At 33.3% G+C, this 19,827-nt stretch carries 17 protein-coding genes; 12 read left to right on the top strand and 5 right to left on the bottom strand.

The window, feature by feature from the left end; genetic code table 11:
* Nucleotide 1: 1 nt before the first annotated feature.
* From pepT to gdpS, 4 genes are all read right to left on the bottom strand, one after another.
* The gene (gene pepT, locus MHI13_RS15645) at nt 2–1,228 is read right to left on the bottom strand and encodes a peptidase T (protein WP_064210459.1); all 1,227 of its coding nucleotides are present in this window, start codon (nt 1,226–1,228) and stop codon (nt 2–4) included.
* Between the two features lie 19 nt (nt 1,229–1,247).
* On the bottom strand, nt 1,248–1,742 hold the full coding sequence (locus tag MHI13_RS15640; protein ID WP_002469625.1) for a threonine/serine exporter family protein: 495 nt from the start codon (nt 1,740–1,742) through the stop codon (nt 1,248–1,250).
* A 15-nt stretch (nt 1,743–1,757) separates the two neighbouring features.
* Nucleotides 1,758–2,519 (bottom strand): threonine/serine exporter family protein, encoded by a 762-nt coding sequence (locus tag MHI13_RS15635; RefSeq protein WP_064210460.1) that lies wholly within the window; start codon nt 2,517–2,519, stop codon nt 1,758–1,760.
* Nucleotides 2,520–2,767: 248 nt separating this feature from the next.
* Entirely contained in the window at nt 2,768–3,838 is a 1,071-nt protein-coding gene (gene gdpS, locus MHI13_RS15630; protein WP_002433106.1) for a GGDEF domain-containing protein GdpS, read from the bottom strand.
* A gap of 409 nt (nt 3,839–4,247) precedes the next feature.
* Here gdpS and MHI13_RS15625 point away from each other — a divergent pair, with 409 nt between their 5' ends.
* A complete protein-coding gene (locus tag MHI13_RS15625; RefSeq protein ID WP_023350662.1) occupies nt 4,248–5,333 on the top strand; it encodes a glycosyltransferase family 4 protein in 1,086 nt (361 codons plus the stop codon).
* Between the two features lie 73 nt (nt 5,334–5,406).
* Here the strand turns inward: MHI13_RS15625 and MHI13_RS15620 are convergent, their stop codons facing one another.
* On the bottom strand, nt 5,407–6,048 hold the full coding sequence (locus MHI13_RS15620; RefSeq protein WP_002433300.1) for a YigZ family protein: 642 nt from the start codon (nt 6,046–6,048) through the stop codon (nt 5,407–5,409).
* Between the two features lie 144 nt (nt 6,049–6,192).
* Between MHI13_RS15620 and fakB1 the strand changes: the two genes are divergently transcribed.
* From fakB1 to uvrB, 11 genes are all read left to right on the top strand, one after another.
* The gene (fakB1, locus tag MHI13_RS15615; protein WP_064210461.1) at nt 6,193–7,059 is read left to right on the top strand and encodes a fatty acid kinase binding subunit FakB1; all 867 of its coding nucleotides are present in this window, start codon (nt 6,193–6,195) and stop codon (nt 7,057–7,059) included.
* 127 nt (nt 7,060–7,186) lie between these two features.
* Nucleotides 7,187–8,479: a DEAD/DEAH box helicase family protein gene (locus tag MHI13_RS15610; RefSeq protein WP_081253930.1), complete on the top strand. Its 1,293-nt coding sequence runs from the start codon at nt 7,187–7,189 to the stop codon at nt 8,477–8,479.
* Nucleotides 8,472–9,149, top strand: a complete 678-nt coding sequence (locus MHI13_RS15605; protein WP_064210462.1) for a ComF family protein — start codon at nt 8,472–8,474, stop codon at nt 9,147–9,149. Before MHI13_RS15610 ends, MHI13_RS15605 begins: the two co-directional genes overlap by 8 nt.
* 61 nt (nt 9,150–9,210) lie before the next feature.
* On the top strand, nt 9,211–9,786 hold the full coding sequence (gene hpf, locus MHI13_RS15600; protein WP_023350658.1) for a ribosome hibernation-promoting factor, HPF/YfiA family: 576 nt from the start codon (nt 9,211–9,213) through the stop codon (nt 9,784–9,786).
* Nucleotides 9,787–10,099: 313 nt separating this feature from the next.
* Nucleotides 10,100–10,876 (top strand): peptidoglycan recognition protein family protein, encoded by a 777-nt coding sequence (locus tag MHI13_RS15595; RefSeq protein ID WP_064210463.1) that lies wholly within the window; start codon nt 10,100–10,102, stop codon nt 10,874–10,876.
* A gap of 521 nt (nt 10,877–11,397) precedes the next feature.
* Nucleotides 11,398–13,932 carry a preprotein translocase subunit SecA gene (gene secA / locus MHI13_RS15590; RefSeq protein WP_064210464.1) on the top strand — a complete coding sequence of 845 codons (2,535 nt, stop codon included), beginning with the start codon at nt 11,398–11,400 and terminating at the stop codon, nt 13,930–13,932.
* 206 nt (nt 13,933–14,138) lie between these two features.
* Nucleotides 14,139–15,255, top strand: a protein-coding gene (gene prfB / locus MHI13_RS15585) for a peptide chain release factor 2 (protein WP_098905506.1) whose coding sequence is annotated in 2 segments (ribosomal slippage) — nt 14,139–14,210 and nt 14,212–15,255 — 1,116 coding nt in all. Because the reading frame shifts where the segments join, the coding sequence is not laid out codon by codon here.
* A 332-nt stretch (nt 15,256–15,587) separates the two neighbouring features.
* Nucleotides 15,588–16,367, top strand: coding sequence for a COG3942 and LysM peptidoglycan-binding domain-containing protein (locus MHI13_RS15580; RefSeq protein ID WP_340761481.1), 780 nt, complete (start codon nt 15,588–15,590; stop codon nt 16,365–16,367).
* A 312-nt stretch (nt 16,368–16,679) separates the two neighbouring features.
* Nucleotides 16,680–17,321 carry a YfbR-like 5'-deoxynucleotidase gene (locus MHI13_RS15575; RefSeq protein ID WP_002433218.1) on the top strand — a complete coding sequence of 214 codons (642 nt, stop codon included), beginning with the start codon at nt 16,680–16,682 and terminating at the stop codon, nt 17,319–17,321.
* A 5-nt stretch (nt 17,322–17,326) separates the two neighbouring features.
* On the top strand, nt 17,327–17,563 hold the full coding sequence (locus tag MHI13_RS15570; RefSeq protein ID WP_002433094.1) for a CsbA family protein: 237 nt from the start codon (nt 17,327–17,329) through the stop codon (nt 17,561–17,563).
* 278 nt (nt 17,564–17,841) lie between these two features.
* Nucleotides 17,842–19,827: an excinuclease ABC subunit UvrB gene (uvrB, locus tag MHI13_RS15565; protein ID WP_002433232.1), complete on the top strand. Its 1,986-nt coding sequence runs from the start codon at nt 17,842–17,844 to the stop codon at nt 19,825–19,827.

Below are 19,827 nucleotides of genomic sequence, written 5' to 3'. Positions count from 1 at the left end.
ATTATTCTTTTTTAGCAACTTCTTCAGCGATACCTACGACAACTTGAACTGCTTTTTCCATAACATCTATTGATGCATATTCGAATGGACCGTGGAAGTTACCACATCCTGTGAAAATATTAGGTGTAGGTAACCCCATAAATGATAATTGTGAACCGTCTGTGCCACCACGAATAGGTTCAGTATTAGGTTCAATATCAAGTTTAGCAAATACACGTTTAGGGATATCAATAATGTGTTGTAAAGGTTTAATTTTTTCTGCCATATTATAATATTGGTCATGAACATCGACTTTTACAGGGAAATCCTCATAGTGAGTATTGATGTCATCACGAATTTCCATCATGCGTTTTTTTCGTAAGTCGAACTGCTTTTTATCATGATCACGAATGATATATTGGAGCGTTGCTTTTTCAACGTTACCCTCGAAACTCATTAAATGATAAAATCCTTCATATCCTTCAGTACGTTCAGGCACTTCGCTAGGTGGTAGAAGACTATTAAATTGTTGGCCTAAATTAATTGCATTCACCATTGCGTTTTTAGCGGAACCAGGGTGAACATTCACGCCGTGACAAGTAACTGTAGCTTCCGCCGCATTGAAACTTTCAAATTGAAGTTCACCCAATTGGCTTCCGTCCATTGTGTATGCGAAGTCAGCATTAAAACGAGCAACGTCAAACTTGTGAGGTCCTCTACCAATTTCCTCATCGGGTGTGAAACCGACTCGAATACGACCGTGCTTAATTTCAGGGTGATCAATTAAGTATTTAATACCTTCCATAATTTCGACAACACCTGCTTTATCGTCAGCGCCAAGTAATGATGTACCGTCTGTAACCATTAATGTATGTCCTACAACTTGGTTTAACTCAGGGAAAACACTTGGGTTTAGCACACGATGAGTATCTCCTAACTGGAGCGCTTGCCCATCGTAGTTGTCTATAATTTGTGGTTGAACATTTGTTGCGTTGAAATCTGGTGATGTATCGACATGGGCCAAGAAACCTACTGTTGGCACCTCATCATCTACATTGCTTTCTAAAGTAGCGAATAGATATCCATATTCATCAATATCAGTAGATAACCCAAATGCTTGAAGTTCATTTTCCAATAAACTTAATAAATCCCACTGTTTATCTGTGGACGGTGTTGATTGAGAGTTTGGATCTGATTGCGTATCGATTTTTACATATCTTGTTAATCGGTTAATAATTTGTTCTTTCATTATAAACATCCCCTTAAGGTTAAACTCTATTATTCATATTATACGATTTTCTATAAGTTTTACCTTTGATTTTACCATAATACTGTTTAATACGAGTGTAAATATAATAGATGATTTCAGACACAAGTATACCGAAAGCGATGGCGCCCGAAATTAAAGTGACCTCTAAAAATGTATTTACTGCATAAGTATAATTATTAGAGACTAAGTAGCGAGTCGCTTCGTATGCAGCTCCTCCTGGTACTAAAGGAATGATTCCTGGAACGATAAAGATGATAACAGGTCGTTTATATCGTCTGCTCATAGTATGACTCATTAAACCTAAAATTAAACTTCCTAGGAAAGAAGCGCCTACTTTTCCTAAGTCCATCCCAACTGTGAATTGATAAATTGTCCAAGCTACTGCACCTACGAAACCACAGGCTACAAGTAACTTTTTGGGCGCATTAAATATAATTGAAAAAAGGACTGTGGAAATGAAACTAATTGTAAAATGGAATAAATAAAATAACATTATTAACAGCCTTTCTTATAATAGTAGTAATACAATTGCGACACCCGCACCTATTGCAAAGGCGGTAAGCGCAGCTTCAACGCCACGTGACATACCAGCTAACAATTCTCCTGCTAATAAATCACGAATGGCATTGGTTATAAGGATACCAGGAACTAAGGGCATAACACTTGCAATAGTAATAATATCTTGATTTTTAGCGATTCCAATTTTGGTGAAAATTGCAGCGATACTGATAACTACTGCTGAGGCTACAAACTCTGAGAAGAATTTAATTTGAATGTATTTTTGTACAAAACTAAAAGTTAAAAATGCAGCACCTCCAGCTAAACACGCAATCCAAAAGTCAGAAGCGGTACCTCCAAACATAAATAAGAAGAAGCCACAAGCTATAAATGCAGCAAGAAAATTCATAAAGAATGAATACTGTAGAGATGCACGTCTAAGGTGAATTAATTCTGTTTTAGCTTCATCAATCGTAATTTGATTGTTAGAAATTTTACGAGATAAGCTATTGGTAAGAGCGATTTTCTCCAAATCTGTTGTACGTTCACGAATACGTATTAATCGTGTACTAGTGCGATCATTAAGTGAAAATATAATCGCAGTAGATGTAACAAAACTATATGTATCATGCAAACCATAACTATGTGCAATACGGTTCATTGTATCTTCAACACGATACGTTTCCGCGCCCGCTTCAAGTAAGATTCTACCTGCAATTAATACTACATCGATAACTTTATTTTCATCTATTATCGTGATGGAATCTGACATACATCTTCACCTCCAAGACAATTTTATTTTTTATGAACAATTGAAGTTTACAACTTGCGCCTTTAACTTTCAATAGACACTACACTATTAAGGGGTGAATTTTAATTTTCTTATTGTTGTAGTTGTTGTGAAGTTTATTGATAGAATATGATGTTTTTATGAAAATGAATATAAAAAAACTGCCATACATAGATTCATTTTAATCATAAGATTAAATGGTTTACATCTATGATAGCAGTATTTAAAACTTATAGTTTAACAATAGGGTTAAACATCACTTTATTACGTCCTTCACTTTTAGCAACATGAACCATATCGTCGGCATCTTTAAATACTTTACGTTGTGATTTACGATCATCTTGGGTTAAGTATCCGACCCCTATTGAAACGGAAAGTTTGATAACTTCCTTATCTGGAAGATGGAAAGAAGACTTCTCTACACCAGAACGAATATTTTCAGCTAATTTTACGCTTTGATCTAGCGAGTAATTTCTAATGACAACTGAGAATTCTTCTCCACCGTTTCTGAAGATTTTAAATTGATTTGGTACATAATTTTTTAATAGCTGTGACATTTGTTTAAGTACAGCATCACCCGATTGGTGTGAATAAATATCGTTTACATCTTTAAATCCATCAATATCGATTAAGAGTAAAGCTAGACTTTGATTTTTTTCTTCAGCAATACGTGAAACTTCATTTAAATGTCTATCAAATTCTTTAACATTTCCTAAACCTGTAAGGTAATCGTATTTGTCCTCATTTTCATAACGGTTAACTAATGAGAAGAAATGCCAAATATCTACGAATGTAATGGCAGAAGCAATAGTAATAATTAAAGAAATAGGAATAAGTACTAATATTTCTATTAAGTCATAAATTGGACTTGCAAATGCTAATATTAATAAAATGATAATACTAATGAAATTTAAAATTAGTAAAGAAACAATATCATTTTGTTTTAAAAATGGACCTACAGCACTTACAACACCAGCAATTACGACTAAAGTAATGCCATAAATAATTGAATTTCCAAATATTAATACATCAACTAATGCAACAATGAATGCGGAAGCCAGTGTATATATCATATTTGTATAGCGCCCTAAAAATAATAAAGGCACGAAAGTTAAATGAACGAGATATTCGCTCTTAAATGGAATAGGATATGCAGCTAAGAGTAGAGAAACGAGTGTCATTAAAACTGTCACGTATTCTTTTGAAAATACCATTTTTTTATTTTCTGAATACTGTAATCTGTGAAATAGATAAATACCTGCGACCATGACAGATATGTTGTAAATGATTGCTTCAAACATTTCTAAACCGACTCCTTTGTTGACCATTAGCTATTGTAAGTGAAAACTTACAATTTGTCATCATTTAGCCTTGGAAATTTTGTTCACAAAATGGAATTTAATGTTAAAATAGTCGCTTAAATGGTATGATAGAAAAAATATATTTGAATTGAAAAAGGTTTAAGTATGATAATTTTTTTATCAATGCTTATTAGATAAATAACACGTGTCATCGGAAAGGGCATTCCGGTAACATTCGTTCTAGACTATTGAGGGAGGGGGCGTTATGTTTTATCGTAACGCATAAAATACGTCTGGATATACTATAAATTTATGTGTAGCATCCATCTTCGTCTAAAATTAATTTGATAGAGATGATTACACAAGAAATTTTAAGAAATTGATTAACTTATTTAATGAAGGTGAACTGATGTATACTTTACTACTCATAGCATTTACCATGATAGTCAGTTTAATAATTACGCCCATTATCATTGCAGTATCAAAGAAATTAGACTTGGTAGATCGTCCTAACTTTAGAAAGGTGCATACCAAACCGATTTCGGTAATGGGTGGTACAGTCATATTATTCTCTTTTTTAATAGGTATTTGGTTAGGCCATCCTATTGAGAGAGAAGTGAAGCCTCTTATTTTAGGTGCCATCATCATGTACCTTGTAGGACTTATTGATGACATATATGATTTGAAACCATACATTAAACTTACGGGGCAAATAGTAGCTGCGTTAGTTGTCACATTATATGGCATTACTATAGATTTCATTTCATTACCTATGGGGCCGACGATTCATTTTGGATTTTTAAGTATACCGATAACAGTTATTTGGATTGTTGCGATAACGAATGCCATCAATCTTATTGATGGTCTTGATGGTTTAGCATCAGGAGTATCTGCAATTGGATTAATGACTATCGGGTTTATCGCTATTTTACAAGCGAATATCTTTATTATTATGATATGTTGCGTGCTATTAGGTTCGCTCATTGGATTTTTATTTTATAATTTCCATCCAGCTAAAATATTTTTAGGTGACAGTGGGGCGCTCATGATAGGTTTTATCATAGGATTTTTATCATTACTTGGTTTTAAAAATATTACATTTATTGCGTTATTCTTCCCAATTGTCATTCTAGCGGTGCCTTTCATTGACACATTGTTTGCGATGATTCGTCGAATGAAGAAAGGTCAACATATCATGCAAGCTGATAAATCTCATTTACATCATAAGTTATTAGCTTTGGGATATTCACATAGACAAACCGTACTACTTATTTATTCAATTGCAATCATGTTTAGTTTATCAAGTGTGATTCTTTACTTATCACAACCACTTGGTGCACTCATGATGTTTATCCTAATTATATTTACAATCGAATTAATTGTAGAATTTACTGGTTTGATTGATGATAATTATCGTCCAATTTTAAATTTAATTACTCGAAAAGGGGACCACAAGCAACATCGTTATGATGAGCAACAGCCCCCTAGACACTAATAGAACGATCACGTGTAAGGATAAAAAGGATAACTCCTCATGCGTGATCGTTTTTTTTTATACATCATTTAAATTAGGTCGTTGAGATATCGAAAGGTAATAATTTAATATCTTCTTCTTCTAAATCATAATTACTAGCTGTAATACGGTTAAGAAACTGGATAAATTCATCATAATCCTCTTTTACAACATCTATTTGATAGCTCACTTTGTCGGTATAAAATTGATTTCTTAACATATAAGGTGTTGAAGCGAGCTCGTATTCAAATTTTCCAGTTAAATCATAACTTATAGTGACTGTTACAGGTACAGCTTCTCTTAGTTCTACTCGTCCAATATCGTATATAACGTCTCTAACAGCACCGCTATAAGCACGGATAAGACCGCCACCACCTAATTTAATACCTCCGAAATAACGTGTGACTACTACACATGCGTCATGAATCTCTAATTTTTTTAAAATTTCTAGCATTGGTACACCAGCAGTACCACTCGGTTCACCATCGTCATTCGCTTTTTGGATGTTCATTTCAGGGCCAACAGTATAGGCTGAACAATTGTGAGTTGCATCTTTATGAGAGGATTTGATTTCATTAATAAATGCTTTTGCCTCCTCCTCGTTTTGAACGGGTCTAATATGTGCGATAAAGCGAGATTTATTAATGACATTTTCAATTTGATGTTCTTCTTTGATAGTAATTATCGGTTTTACCATATATTTTTGTCACCTACAATTTCGTACGTTTTTCAATAATATTATTATACACATATCTATGAAGAGTCTAAATCATTTAAATAAGATTTTCTTTTTCATAAAAATATTGTATTATGACAATGAGTATAATTGAGGAGGACTACTATGAAGGTTGCAGTAATGGCCGATTCAACAGGCTATTTACCACAAGAAATCATTGATAAATATAATATACCGATTGCTCCATTAAGTGTGACATTTGATGATGGGCATACATTTACAGAGAATGACCAATTTTCAATAGATGATTTTTATAAGAAGATGGCTTCATCTAAAACTATACCTACAACAAGTCAGCCCGCTATTGGTGAATGGTTGAAAAACTATGAAAAACTTAGAGATGAAGGATACACAGATATCATTGTAATTAACTTATCAAGTGGTATTAGTGGAAGTTATCAATCTGCTACACAAGCCGGAGAAATGGTTGATGGTGTTAACGTGCATACATTTGATAGCCGTCTCGCTGCAATGATTGAAGGTAGCTTTGTGATCTATGCAATTCAACTAGTAGAAAAAGGTTACACAGCTAAAGAAATTATTGATGAACTAACTGATGTAAGAGAACATATAGGCGCATATCTTATTGTTGATGATCTTAAGAATCTACAAAAAAGTGGGCGTATTACAGGTGCTCAAGCTTGGGTAGGTACGTTATTAAAAATGAAACCTGTACTTCGCTTTGAAGAAGATGGTAAAATTCATCCACATGAAAAAGTGCGTACGAAAAAACGCGCATTTAAATCTTTAGAATCAAATGTCTTTGAATTAATTAAAGACTTGGATGAAGTAACTGTATTTGTCATCGATGGTGATAAAAAAGAAGATGGACAAGCATTTTTACAACAACTTAAAGAAGACTACCCTAATGTGAATATTCAATACTCCGAATTCGGTCCAGTTATTGCATCTCATTTAGGTTCTGGTGGTTTAGGTTTAGGTTACTTCCCTAGAAAAATTGAAATTAATTAATAATATTACTGATAAAAAGTCTGAAACATGTAAGAGGATGAGAACTTTAGTAATTACGACATGTAATTAGTAGAGAACTAAATCTTCTAAAGTGTTTTAGGCTTTTTTAGTTAGAAAGTAGGGATTTATGATTAAACATTACGGTAAACTTATCTTTCCATCAATTCAGTTAAATGATGAAAAAGTTGCTCGTATCACGAAAGGCATTATTAAAAAAGAAGGACATTATTATTGTATTCAATGTGGTAATGAGGATAATAGTTATATGTCAAAGTACTATTCTCCCTTTTTGGACAAAGAAATTATTTACTGTAGGCGATGTATTCAATTAGGAAGGATAGATAGCATCACAGACTATAGAATTACCGAAAGTACACAATTAGCTACTGAAGGAGAGTTTGAATTACCATTTACATTGTCAAAGCAACAACAATATGCATCTGACGCTATCATTAAAGCTATAAAAAATTCTGAAAATCTCTTATTATATGCAGTGACAGGTGCAGGTAAAACAGAAATGATGTTTGATGGAATTAGCTTAGCACGGCAACTTGGACACAATGTGGCAATATTATCTCCTAGAGTAGATGTAGTTATTGAAATTAGTCATCGCATCAAAGAGGCTTTTAAAAACGAAGAAATAGATATTTTGCACCAGAAACAATCTCAAAAGTATAATGGGCATTTTGTTATCGCAACAGTGCATCAATTATATAGATTCAAACAACACTTTGACACTATTTTTATTGATGAAGTCGATGCCTTTCCATTATCTATGGATCCCAAACTCTTATTAGCAATCGATACCGCTTCTAAAACAATTCATTCTCATATTTATATGACAGCAACACCACCACGTCAACTTATTAAACAAATGTCTTCTAATAAAATAATTAAACTTCCAGCACGATTTCATAGACAACCACTACCCGTACCTCGCTTTAAATATTTCAAATTAAACACAACTCGGGTGCAACCTCAATTCATTCATCTTTTGCAAACGCAAATTAAACAACAACGGTATACTTTGGTATTTTTTAATCACATTGAAACTATGAAAAATGCATATCTAAGGTATCGAGCTCATATTCCTAATCTCATCTGTGTTTATAGTGAAGACGTATATAGATTTGAAAAGGTAGAAGCACTTCGCCGTGGTGAGCACTCAATCGTTTTTACAACAACTATACTGGAAAGAGGATTTACCATGGCGAGGTTAGACGTTATTGTCATAAATGCAGAAACATTCTCTAAAGCGGCTTTAATACAAATCGCCGGACGTGTAGGGCGTAAAATAGAAGAACCAAATGGACTTGTACTATTTCTTCATGAGGGTGTCAGTCTATCAATGATGAGTGCTAAAAAAGATATTACAGAGATGAATCGTTTAGGTTATAAAAGAGGGTGGCTAGATGCGTAGATGTATACAATGTATGACACCATTGAAAGAAATTATTCATGTATATAATATTTTTAAACCGCCCACACCATTTTGTGAACGATGCGAACAATTGTGGAATAACATAAGAATAACTCATCTCGATGAAAGATGTTCTAGATGTCTTAATATAAAACCTTCTGATTCAAATGACTGTCTGGATTGTCAATTCTTGGAAAAGGAATTCAAATTGATGGATCAATTGTATTGTCAATATCGTTACCAAGGAGTAATGAAAGACGTCTTACAACAATATAAATTCATGCGAGACTATGAACTTTCGAGTGTGTTATCTGAAAAATTGCAGTTGCCTCAAACAGATTATGATTATATTGTTCCGATTCCATCGCCATTTCAACGTGATGTTGAACGGACATTTAATCCTGTAGCTACAGTTTTAGATAAAATGGGGGTTGATTATGTGAATATTTTAGGAACAAATATACGCCCAAAACAGTCTGAGTTAGGTAAATTAGAACGTAGCAATGCTCCAAATCCGTTCTACGTAAAGGAAGAAGACATTGACATAAGGGATAAAGTAATACTACTCATTGATGATATTTATACAACTGGATTAACAATACATCATGCAGGGTGTAAATTATTATCATTAAATGTCAGAAAATTCAAAGTGTTTGCGTTTGCACGATAAACCAAACGTGGTAAAATATAAGTAAGCATTACCAATATAAGAGGTTAAAGGAGAGATTACTATGATTAGATTTGAAATTCATGGAGATAACCTCACTATCACAGATGCAATTCGCAACTATATTGAGGACAAAATTGGTAAGTTGGAGCGTTATTTTAATAATGTGCCTAATGCAGTAGCACATGTTAAAGTTAAAACTTATTCTAATTCAGCTACTAAAATTGAAGTTACTATTCCGTTGAAAGATGTGACATTAAGAGCTGAAGAAAGACATGATGATTTATATGCTGGCATTGATTTAATCACTGGTAAATTAGAACGACAAGTACGAAAATATAAAACTCGTGTAAATCGTAAACATAGAGATCGTGGAGATCAAGAAGTATTTGTGGCTGAAGTACAAGAAGCATCACCTGGGGAAGTAAGTGGTGCTGAAGAATCTGTGAGCGATAGCGAAATTGAAATTATCCGTTCAAAACAATTTAGCTTAAAACCAATGGATTCAGAAGAAGCAGTTCTACAAATGAACTTATTAGGACATGATTTCTTCATCTTTACAGATAGAGAGACAGATGGGACAAGCATTGTTTACAGACGTAAAGACGGTAAATACGGATTAATCGAAACAACTGAATAAAATTTGTATAGACATATTGATTAATATGTGAAGTGATTAAAGAGGCTTTCTATTTTGTATTGATAGGAAGTCTCTTTTTAATTGGATGATTTAGAGAGTGGCCAGATAGGCTACTCTTTTTTAATTTAAGGTTTTTTAGCTAATTAATTGTATAGAAACTTATTTTTTAGAAAATTCTTAATAAGATACACAAACATTTCACTTTTAATGCAAATAAATACTTGATTTTAATTTGTTATTAGAATAATACTATAAGTGAAATTATTAAATAATAATTTTAATAATTAAAACAATATGAAAGAGGTGAGAAAGTATGCCAAAAATAACAATTCTTTTTTCTACGTGTATGATGTTGATGTCAATGTCGCTCTTTTATACACCCGTTAGTCATGCCCAAAGTCTATCCTTAAAACAAACTATGGTGAATCAACAAAATCAAAATAATACTACTACACAATTCTCGGGAAATACTGATAATGCGAAGAAAGCTACTACAGATGATGAACCGTCGTTTGAAAACTCTAAAGTAAATCAATATATTATCCAACATCATCTTCAACATTCTCACGTTGTCAATGATCCACGTATGAACACTCTTCCAAAATTGAAATATAAGGAAGGTACTTATATTGGTGTTGTAATCCATGAGGTAGGTGAAGACCATCGCTCTTTACAAAAATGGGTTGATAACATGTATGCAACATACAATACAGCATTTGTACATGCATTTGTTGATAATAATGAAATACATCTTACTGCACCTTCAAAATATTATGTATGGGGGGCTGGACCTAAAGCGAATCCATACTTCTATCAAATTGAACTTGTAAGAATGTATAACTTCGTAGATTTTGCGAAATCAGTGAATAACCAAGCATGGCTTGCAGCATTTATGTTAAAACAAAATGGAATAACTCCAACACTTGCTGACACAAATGAAGGAAAAGGTTCTGTTATCAGTCATTGCGCAGTAAGCAAATACTGGGGCGGAACAGATCATGTTGATCCATATGCATATTACGCAAGATGGGGTTACGATATGCAACAAATGTATGAATTAATTAAATACTACTATGATAATATGGCGTAAAATCGCATGATTGTAATATACGTGTATTAGACTCGGCTAGAAGCTTATATTAGGCTTCTAGCCTTGTTCATTTTGTTTGCTCCTACAGTAAGTTTTTATTTTAGAGTTGTTTATTTGCATATACTACTCCACTAATCATTTAACCGTTAATTGATGGACACATATCTTTGATTATGCTAACGTGGTTTGACGATTCTAAAATTGTATAATTTCAATTTCAGTTATTTAAACTACGGTTTTTATAATATATTCGAAAATTATTTATTTATGACGAGAAAAAATTGTTTCTATCGTGTTAAAATAAATATGTTGTTGATTTATAGGAATAGCTACAATTTATGGTTGGATTATAGAGTCTAACTAGTCATAACTAACAAGAACTTCATTTTCAATGAGGAAAGTAACAAGGAAGATATTAGTAAGATTCAAGGTATGAGTATATAAGTATAATTTTAATGGTATTAATGATAAGATAAATTGTTGTAAGCCAAACAGTTTTAGCTAAAGGAGCGACGCATGTAATGGGATTTTTATCGAAAATTGTTGACGGCAATAAAAAAGAAACGAAACGCTTAGGTAAACTTGCAGATAAAGTACTCGCGTTAGAGGACGATACTGCATTATTAACTGATGAAGAAATTCGTGAAAAAACTAAAGCGTTCCAAAAAGAATTATCCGAAATTGATGATGTAAAAAAACAAAATGATTATTTAGATAAAATTTTACCTGAAGCATATGCACTTGTACGTGAAGGCTCTAAGCGTGTATTTAACATGATACCTTATAGAGTACAAGTTATGGGTGGTATCGCGATTCATAAAGGCGATATCGCTGAAATGAGAACCGGTGAAGGTAAAACTTTAACAGCGACAATGCCAACTTATTTAAATGCGCTGGCCGGTCGTGGCGTTCACGTGATTACAGTCAATGAGTATTTATCAAGTTTTCAAAGTGAAGAGATGGCTCAATTATATAATTTCTTAGGTTTATCTGTTGGACTTAACTTAAATAGTAAGTCTACTGAAGAAAAGCGTGAAGCATATGCACAAGATATTACTTATAGTACTAATAATGAACTTGGCTTCGATTACTTAAGAGATAATATGGTGAATTATGCTGAAGAAAGAGTTATGCGTCCATTACATTTTGCAATTATTGATGAGGTCGATTCTATTTTAATTGATGAGGCGAGAACACCTTTAATTATTTCTGGTGAAGCTGAAAAATCTACATCATTATACACTCAAGCTAATGTATTTGCTAAGATGCTCAAAGCAGAAGATGACTATAATTATGATGAAAAAACAAAAGCCGTTCATCTAACTGAACAAGGTGCTGACAAAGCTGAGCGTATGTTTAAAGTAGACAATTTATACGACGTTCAAAACGTTGAAATCATAAGCCATATTAATACTGCATTAAGAGCTCATGTAACGTTACAACGCGATGTGGATTACATGGTTGTTGATGGCGAAGTACTTATTGTGGACCAATTTACAGGACGTACGATGCCTGGTCGTCGTTTTTCTGAAGGATTGCACCAAGCTATCGAAGCTAAAGAAGGTGTTACGATTCAAAATGAATCTAAGACTATGGCATCTATTACATTCCAAAATTACTTCAGAATGTATAACAAATTAGCTGGAATGACTGGTACTGCAAAAACTGAAGAAGAAGAATTCCGCAATATATATAACATGACAGTAACTCAAATTCCTACGAATAAACCTGTCCAACGTGTTGATAAGGCAGATTTAATTTATATTAGTCAAAAGGGTAAATTTGACGCAGTAGTCGAAGACGTAGTTGAGAAGCATAAAAAAGGACAACCTATCTTATTAGGTACCGTGGCAGTAGAAACATCAGAATACATTTCTAATTTGCTTAAAAAACGTGGTATCCGACATGATGTATTAAATGCGAAAAACCACGAACGCGAAGCGGACATCATTGCAAACGCTGGTCAAAAAGGTGCTGTAACCATTGCGACAAACATGGCTGGTCGTGGTACAGACATCAAACTTGGCGATGGTGTTGAAGAACTTGGTGGACTCGCTGTTATAGGTACTGAACGTCATGAATCTCGTCGAATTGATGACCAGTTACGTGGTCGTTCAGGACGTCAAGGTGATAGAGGTGACAGTCGTTTCTATCTATCACTTCAAGACGAATTAATGGTTCGTTTTGGTTCAGAACGTTTACAAAAAATGATGAATAGACTTGGTATGGACGATTCAACTCCAATAGAGTCTAAAATGGTTTCAAGAGCTGTTGAATCTGCTCAAAAACGCGTAGAAGGTAACAACTTTGATGCGCGTAAACGTATCCTTGAATACGATGAGGTGTTACGTAAACAACGTGAAATTATTTATAATGAACGAAATGAAATTATAGATAATGAAGATAGCTCTCAAGTAGTCAATGCTATGTTACGTTCAACACTTCAACGATCTATCAACTATTACATTAATGAAGATGATGATAATCCTGATTATGCACCATTTATAAACTATGTGAATGATGTCTTTTTACAAGAGGGAGACTTAGCGGAGTCTGAAATTAATGGTAAGGATTCTGAAGACATCTTTGAAGTTGTTTGGGCGAAAATAGAAAAAGCTTATGAGCGTCAGAAAGAAAAATTAGGCGATCAAATGAGTGAATTTGAACGAATGATTTTATTACGTTCTATCGATAGTCACTGGACAGATCATATCGATACAATGGATCAATTACGTCAAGGTATTCACTTGCGTTCATATGCACAACAAAACCCTCTTCGCGATTATCAAAACGAAGGCCATGAACTGTTTGATATTATGATGCAAAATATTGAAGAAGATACTTGTAAATATATCTTAAAATCTGTAGTACAGTTTGAAGATGATATTGAACGTGAAAAAACAAAAGATTTAGGTGAGGGTAAACATCTAACTGCTGAAGATGGTAAAGAAAAAGTAAAATCTCAACCCATTGTAAAAGGTGATCAAGTAGGGCGAAACGACCCATGTCCATGTGGCAGTGGTAAAAAGTACAAAAATTGCCACGGACAAGCATAAATCACCACTAAATGTTGCAATGTTCAATAATAAAGACTGAGGCATATTCTAATGGCTCGGTCTTTATTATTATTTTCTTGATACTAATGTCATGACTTCGAACTTTTTAAGTTTGAATGTTAATTTTCATAAAGACGAATTTCATGTAAGATATAGTATGATAAATGCTAAAAGCGCTAAACATTCAGTAATAGGAGAGAAAATCAATGGAATTATCTGAAATTAAACGTAATATAGACGAATATCAAAATAATTTAAATCAAATTAGGGGGTCTCTTTGACTTAGAGAATAAAGAGACTAATATCCAAGAATACGAAGAGATGATGGCAGATCCAAACTTCTGGAATGACCAAAATAAAGCTCAAGAAATTATAGATAAAAATAACGCTTTAAAGTCGATAGTGAATGGATATCACGATTTAGCCAATGAAGTTGATGATATGAGTGCAACTAGAGAATTGTTACAAGAAGAATATGATGAAGATATGAAAGAAGAACTTGAGAATACTGTCATTCAATTTAAAGATAAAATGGATCAATTTGAATTGCAATTACTTCTGGATGGGCCACATGATGCAAATAATGCCATACTTGAACTTCATCCAGGTGCCGGAGGAACTGAATCACAAGATTGGGCGAGTATGTTACTAAGAATGTATCAACGTTATTGTGAACAAAATGGCTTCAATGTTGAGACGGTGGACTATTTACCTGGTGACGAAGCAGGCGTAAAAAGCGTAACGCTATTGATTAAAGGTCATAATGCTTATGGTTACTTAAAAGCAGAAAAAGGCGTGCACCGATTAGTCAGAATCTCACCATTTGATTCCTCGGGTAGACGACATACGTCGTTTGCCTCTTGTGACGTGATTCCAGATTTTAATAATGATGAAATCGAAATAGAAATTAATCCGGATGATATAACGGTTGATACCTTTAGAGCCTCAGGAGCTGGTGGTCAGCATATTAACAAAACAGAATCAGCGATCAGAATTACTCACCATCCTACAGGTATTGTAGTCAATAACCAAAATGAACGTTCGCAAATTAAGAACCGAGAAGCAGCAATGAAAATGTTAAAATCTAAGTTATACCAACTAAAATTAGATGAACAAGAACGTGAAATGGCTGAAATTCGTGGTGAACAAAAAGAAATTGGGTGGGGAAGTCAAATACGATCTTATGTTTTCCATCCTTATTCAATGGTTAAAGACCATCGAACAAATGAAGAAACTGGTAAGGTTGATGCAGTCATGGATGGCGATATTGGGCCGTTTATAGAAGCTTATTTAAGAAAAGAAATGGACAATGAAGAAGTTTAATAATTTAAGTTCCTCATTTATTAGTGTTAGTGACTAGTAAATGAGGTTTTTAATTTAATAAACATTAAGTAGGTAATGTTTTGTGTAATAAAATATCTAATAATAATATGTAATATGCAATTTATAATATTACCACATAGATTTTCAGACTTAGAAAAGTAACCCTTTACACCGTTATTGTAAAGATAGTTAGCGTTTTATATCGTGTTTTTGTAATCATTCTCTTTTTACTGTTATATTACATCGCTATAACATTAAACATCTCAAGCTAGGGGTGTGCTATATTTGAACTTGTAAATTTAAGAACAAACTAGCAAAGGAATGACAACTAGATGAAAAAAACGCTAACTGTAACTTTAAGTTCGATTGCAGCATTTTTTGCAATCAACACTGCAGCTAACGCTCAAGAATCAGAGGCGTCTCAACAGGACGTAAATTCACCAGACGTTGTTACAACGAATCAATCTAATTTAGGAACATATATAGTTAAAGCAGGAGATTGTTTATATAATATCGCAGTAGAACACGGTATCACTTTAGAACAATTATATACATTAAACCCAGGAATTCAACCGCTTATTTTCCCTGGTGATAAAATAGTTGTTTCAGAGAGTGGCGTTAATCCAGCACAATTTGAAAGTGAAGAAATTTCTATTCCGCAAACTACATTTGAGTCAACTTCAACTGACGAATCAGGTGTTACTTATGAAAATTATGAGACACCAATCAATTTTTCTCAAACTTCTTATGATGGTTTAAGAAGTATTTCGAATGCGGGTAACCTATATACTGATGGACAATGCACTTACTATGCATTTAATCGTCGTGCTGAATTAGGAAAACCAATTGGTAGTTTATGGGGCAATGCTAGCAACTGGGCAGCATCTGCTAGCCAAGCTGGATTCAATGTAAATAACACACCTGAAGTAGGAGCTATATTCCAAAGCGCTCCTGGACAAAATGGTGCTGGTGCGTATGGACATGTAGGCGTTGTTGAGTCAATAAATCCTAATGGTACATTAACTGTTTCTGAAATGAACTGGAACGGTGGCGTAAACGTTAAATCATATAGAACAATTTATAATACAGGTTCTTACAATTATATTCACTAAAAGACTAAATTATAAAAGTGAAAAAGAAAAAATTAATATATGTATTTTAAACAAGGCTGTAACAGTGTTTATTGTTACAGCTTTTTTATTCGAGTTACACTATATGTCATCAACTTAATAAGTAAGCTATTTAAACTCTTATTGAAATTTAATTATCAAACAAGGATAGTCTAAGATATATGCAAACTAGAATCTCTTACCTTTATAAAAAATTAATATATAAAAATATGAATTTACTTTCAATAATAAAATGGATTGATATAATAACTATAAGTAATTAGACAAATTTCGTTTGCAGGGAGGTATCGTGATATGGGTGTACATCAATATTTTAAAAGACTTTCTGATTTAGAAAAATTAATAAGACTACCGGGTAAGTTTAAATATTTCGAACATAATGTCGCTGCCCACTCATTTAAAGTGACTAAAATTGCCCAGTATTTAGCAACTGTTGAAGAATATTATGGAAATGAAATCAATTGGAAAAGTCTATATGAGAAGGCGTTAAATCACGATTTCGCGGAAGTTTTTACCGGTGACATCAAAACCCCTGTTAAATATGCAAGCAGAGAATTAAAGAAACTATTCTCCCAAGTAGAGGAAGAAATGGTAGATACATTCATTAAAGAGGAGATTCCTGAACAATATCAAAAAGTATACAGAGAACGACTGCAAGAAGGTAAAGATGATTCTTTAGAAGGCCAAATTCTCTCAGTGGCAGATAAAATTGATTTATTATATGAAACTTTTGGAGAAATTCAAAAACGTAACCCAGAACCTTTATTCTTTGAAATTTACGAAATGAGTCTAGAAACAATTATTCAATTTGATCATTTAAATTCAGTAAAAGACTTCATAGATAATGTTATTCCTGAAATGCTTACAGAAAACTTCATTCCAAGAACTGAGTTACGTGAAACGACTATGACAATCTTAAATAGAAGAAATGGGTGACGATAATGATTTGGTATGCATGTGCCGCCTTTTTTCCTTGTATATTAGTGGTATTATTTAGTGTTGTCACTAGAAGTAAATGGATAGGTACATTATTAACGCTAATATTAATAGGTACTTCGATTTATAAAGGTTTTTTTCATAATGAATGGATCATATTTATAGATGTAGTGAGTCTTCTAGCAGGTTATTTAATCATTGATAAATTGAAACTTCATAAGAATCAAGATGATTCTCGTTAGGAAATATCAATATATAGAAAGCGTAAACAAATCTTTTGAAGGTTACAGAAGATTGTTTTATAGTATCTTTAAACGAGAAAGACTTAAATTAAATAACTTATTAAACAAGCATGGTGTTTCACTATGTTTGTTTTTATTTTCAAAAAAATCCCAAGCGAACAAACGTTTGCTTTAGTCGTTATAAATTTGTTAGAATAGTACATAATGAAACTTAAGACTATAAACGTGAGTGTTAAATTTTAAATGAGTGAGAAATTAAATAGGAGGCGTATGTCAGAATGGTTGAACATGTTCCATTTAAGTTGAATTCTGAATTTGAACCACAGGGGGATCAACCTCAAGCGATACAAAAAATTGTTGATGGTGTGAATAATGGAAAACGTCATCAAACTTTACTTGGTGCGACAGGAACAGGTAAAACATTCACTATGAGTAACGTCATCAAAGAAGTCGGTAAACCTACATTGATTATTGCACACAATAAGACATTAGCTGGGCAACTTTATAGTGAGTTTAAAGAATTCTTCCCTGAAAATAGAGTAGAATATTTTGTAAGTTATTACGATTATTATCAACCAGAAGCTTATGTTCCATCGACTGATACTTTCATAGAAAAGGACGCCTCCATCAATGACGAAATTGACCAATTACGTCATTCGGCTACAAGTGCGTTATTTGAACGCGATGATGTAATAATTATTGCTAGTGTAAGTTGTATTTATGGTTTAGGTAATCCGGAAGAATATAAAGACTTAGTAGTTAGCGTTAGAGTTGGAATGGAAATGGATCGCAGTGAATTGCTACGAAAATTAGTAGATGTTCAATATACACGTAATGATATTGATTTCCAACGTGGTACTTTTAGAGTGCGTGGAGATGTTGTAGAGATTTTCCCTGCATCTAGAGAAGAAATGTGTATTAGAGTAGAGTTCTTTGGAGATGAAATTGATCGCATCAGAGAGGTCAATTATTTAACTGGTGAAGTGATACGTGAACGTGAACATTTTGCTATTTTCCCAGCCTCTCACTTCGTAACTCGTGAAGAAAAAATGAAAGTTGCAATTGAACGAATTGAGAAAGAATTAGAAGAACGACTTAAAGAATTACGTGATGAAAATAAATTATTAGAAGCTCAGCGACTTGAACAGCGTACGAATTATGATCTCGAAATGATGCGTGAAATGGGCTTCTGTTCAGGTATCGAGAATTATTCTGTTCATCTTACATTAAGACCTTTAGGCTCTACACCTTTTACATTGCTTGACTATTTTGGAGATGATTGGCTTGTGATGATTGATGAATCACACGTTACTTTACCACAAATTCGTGGTATGTATAACGGTGACAGAGCTCGTAAACAGGTGCTTGTAGATCATGGGTTCCGTTTACCAAGTGCACTTGATAATAGACCTCTAAAATTTGAAGAGTTCGAAGATAAAACTAAACAACTTGTATATGTTTCTGCTACACCAGGACCTTATGAATTAGAACATACTGATGAAATGGTTGAACAGATTATTCGTCCAACTGGCTTACTCGATCCTAAAATCGACGTTAGACCAACTGAAAATCAAATTGATGATTTACTCAGTGAGATTCAAGAACGGATAGATAGAGATGAACGTGTGTTAGTAACAACATTAACTAAAAAAATGAGTGAAGATTTAACCACATATATGAAAGAAGCGGGTATTAAAGTTAACTATTTACACTCTGAGATTAAAACATTAGAACGTATCGAAATTATTCGGGATTTGCGTATGGGAACTTATGACGCTATTGTAGGGATTAACCTGTTGAGAGAGGGTATTGATATACCTGAAGTGTCTCTAGTAGTTATACTCGATGCTGATAAAGAAGGATTTCTACGATCAGATCGTTCTTTAATTCAAACAATAGGTCGTGCTGCACGTAATGATAAAGGTGAAGTTATTATGTATGCAGATAAAATTACTGATTCAATGCAATATGCAATTGATGAAACGCAAAGACGTCGAGATATTCAAACGGCGCATAATAAGGAACACGGTATAACTCCTAAAACGATTAATAAGAAAATACATGATGTTATTAGTGCTACAGTAGAAAGTGATGAAACTAATGATCAGAAACAAACAGAACTACCTAAGAAAATGACTAAAAAAGAAAGACAAAAAACTATTGAAAATATAGAAAAAGAAATGAAGAAAGCAGCTAAAGATTTAGACTTCGAAAAAGCAACAGAATTAAGAGATATGTTATTTGAATTAAAAGCAGAAGGGTGA

This window comes from Staphylococcus sp. FSL K6-0223 (assembly GCF_038008285.1).
Note: the sequence above shows the minus strand (reverse complement) of the source record. Positions and strands in the feature narration are given on the sequence as shown.

Bases quoted from the DNA above. Each gene is read 5' to 3' on its own strand.
- pepT (WP_064210459.1), bottom strand. From the start codon at position 1,228: ATGAAAGAACAAATTATTAACCGATTAACAAGATATGTAAAAATCGAT.
- MHI13_RS15640 (WP_002469625.1), bottom strand. From the start codon at position 1,742: ATGTTATTTTATTTATTCCATTTTACAATTAGTTTCATTTCCACAGTC.
- MHI13_RS15635 (WP_064210460.1), bottom strand. From the start codon at position 2,519: ATGTCAGATTCCATCACGATAATAGATGAAAATAAAGTTATCGATGTA.
- gdpS (WP_002433106.1), bottom strand. From the start codon at position 3,838: ATGTTTGAAGCAATCATTTACAACATATCTGTCATGGTCGCAGGTATT.
- MHI13_RS15625 (WP_023350662.1), top strand. From the start codon at position 4,248: ATGTATACTTTACTACTCATAGCATTTACCATGATAGTCAGTTTAATA.
- MHI13_RS15620 (WP_002433300.1), bottom strand. From the start codon at position 6,048: ATGGTAAAACCGATAATTACTATCAAAGAAGAACATCAAATTGAAAAT.
- fakB1 (WP_064210461.1), top strand. From the start codon at position 6,193: ATGAAGGTTGCAGTAATGGCCGATTCAACAGGCTATTTACCACAAGAA.
- MHI13_RS15610 (WP_081253930.1), top strand. From the start codon at position 7,187: ATGATTAAACATTACGGTAAACTTATCTTTCCATCAATTCAGTTAAAT.
- MHI13_RS15605 (WP_064210462.1), top strand. From the start codon at position 8,472: ATGCGTAGATGTATACAATGTATGACACCATTGAAAGAAATTATTCAT.
- hpf (WP_023350658.1), top strand. From the start codon at position 9,211: ATGATTAGATTTGAAATTCATGGAGATAACCTCACTATCACAGATGCA.
- MHI13_RS15595 (WP_064210463.1), top strand. From the start codon at position 10,100: ATGCCAAAAATAACAATTCTTTTTTCTACGTGTATGATGTTGATGTCA.
- secA (WP_064210464.1), top strand. From the start codon at position 11,398: ATGGGATTTTTATCGAAAATTGTTGACGGCAATAAAAAAGAAACGAAA.
- MHI13_RS15580 (WP_340761481.1), top strand. From the start codon at position 15,588: ATGAAAAAAACGCTAACTGTAACTTTAAGTTCGATTGCAGCATTTTTT.
- MHI13_RS15575 (WP_002433218.1), top strand. From the start codon at position 16,680: ATGGGTGTACATCAATATTTTAAAAGACTTTCTGATTTAGAAAAATTA.
- MHI13_RS15570 (WP_002433094.1), top strand. From the start codon at position 17,327: ATGATTTGGTATGCATGTGCCGCCTTTTTTCCTTGTATATTAGTGGTA.
- uvrB (WP_002433232.1), top strand. From the start codon at position 17,842: ATGGTTGAACATGTTCCATTTAAGTTGAATTCTGAATTTGAACCACAG.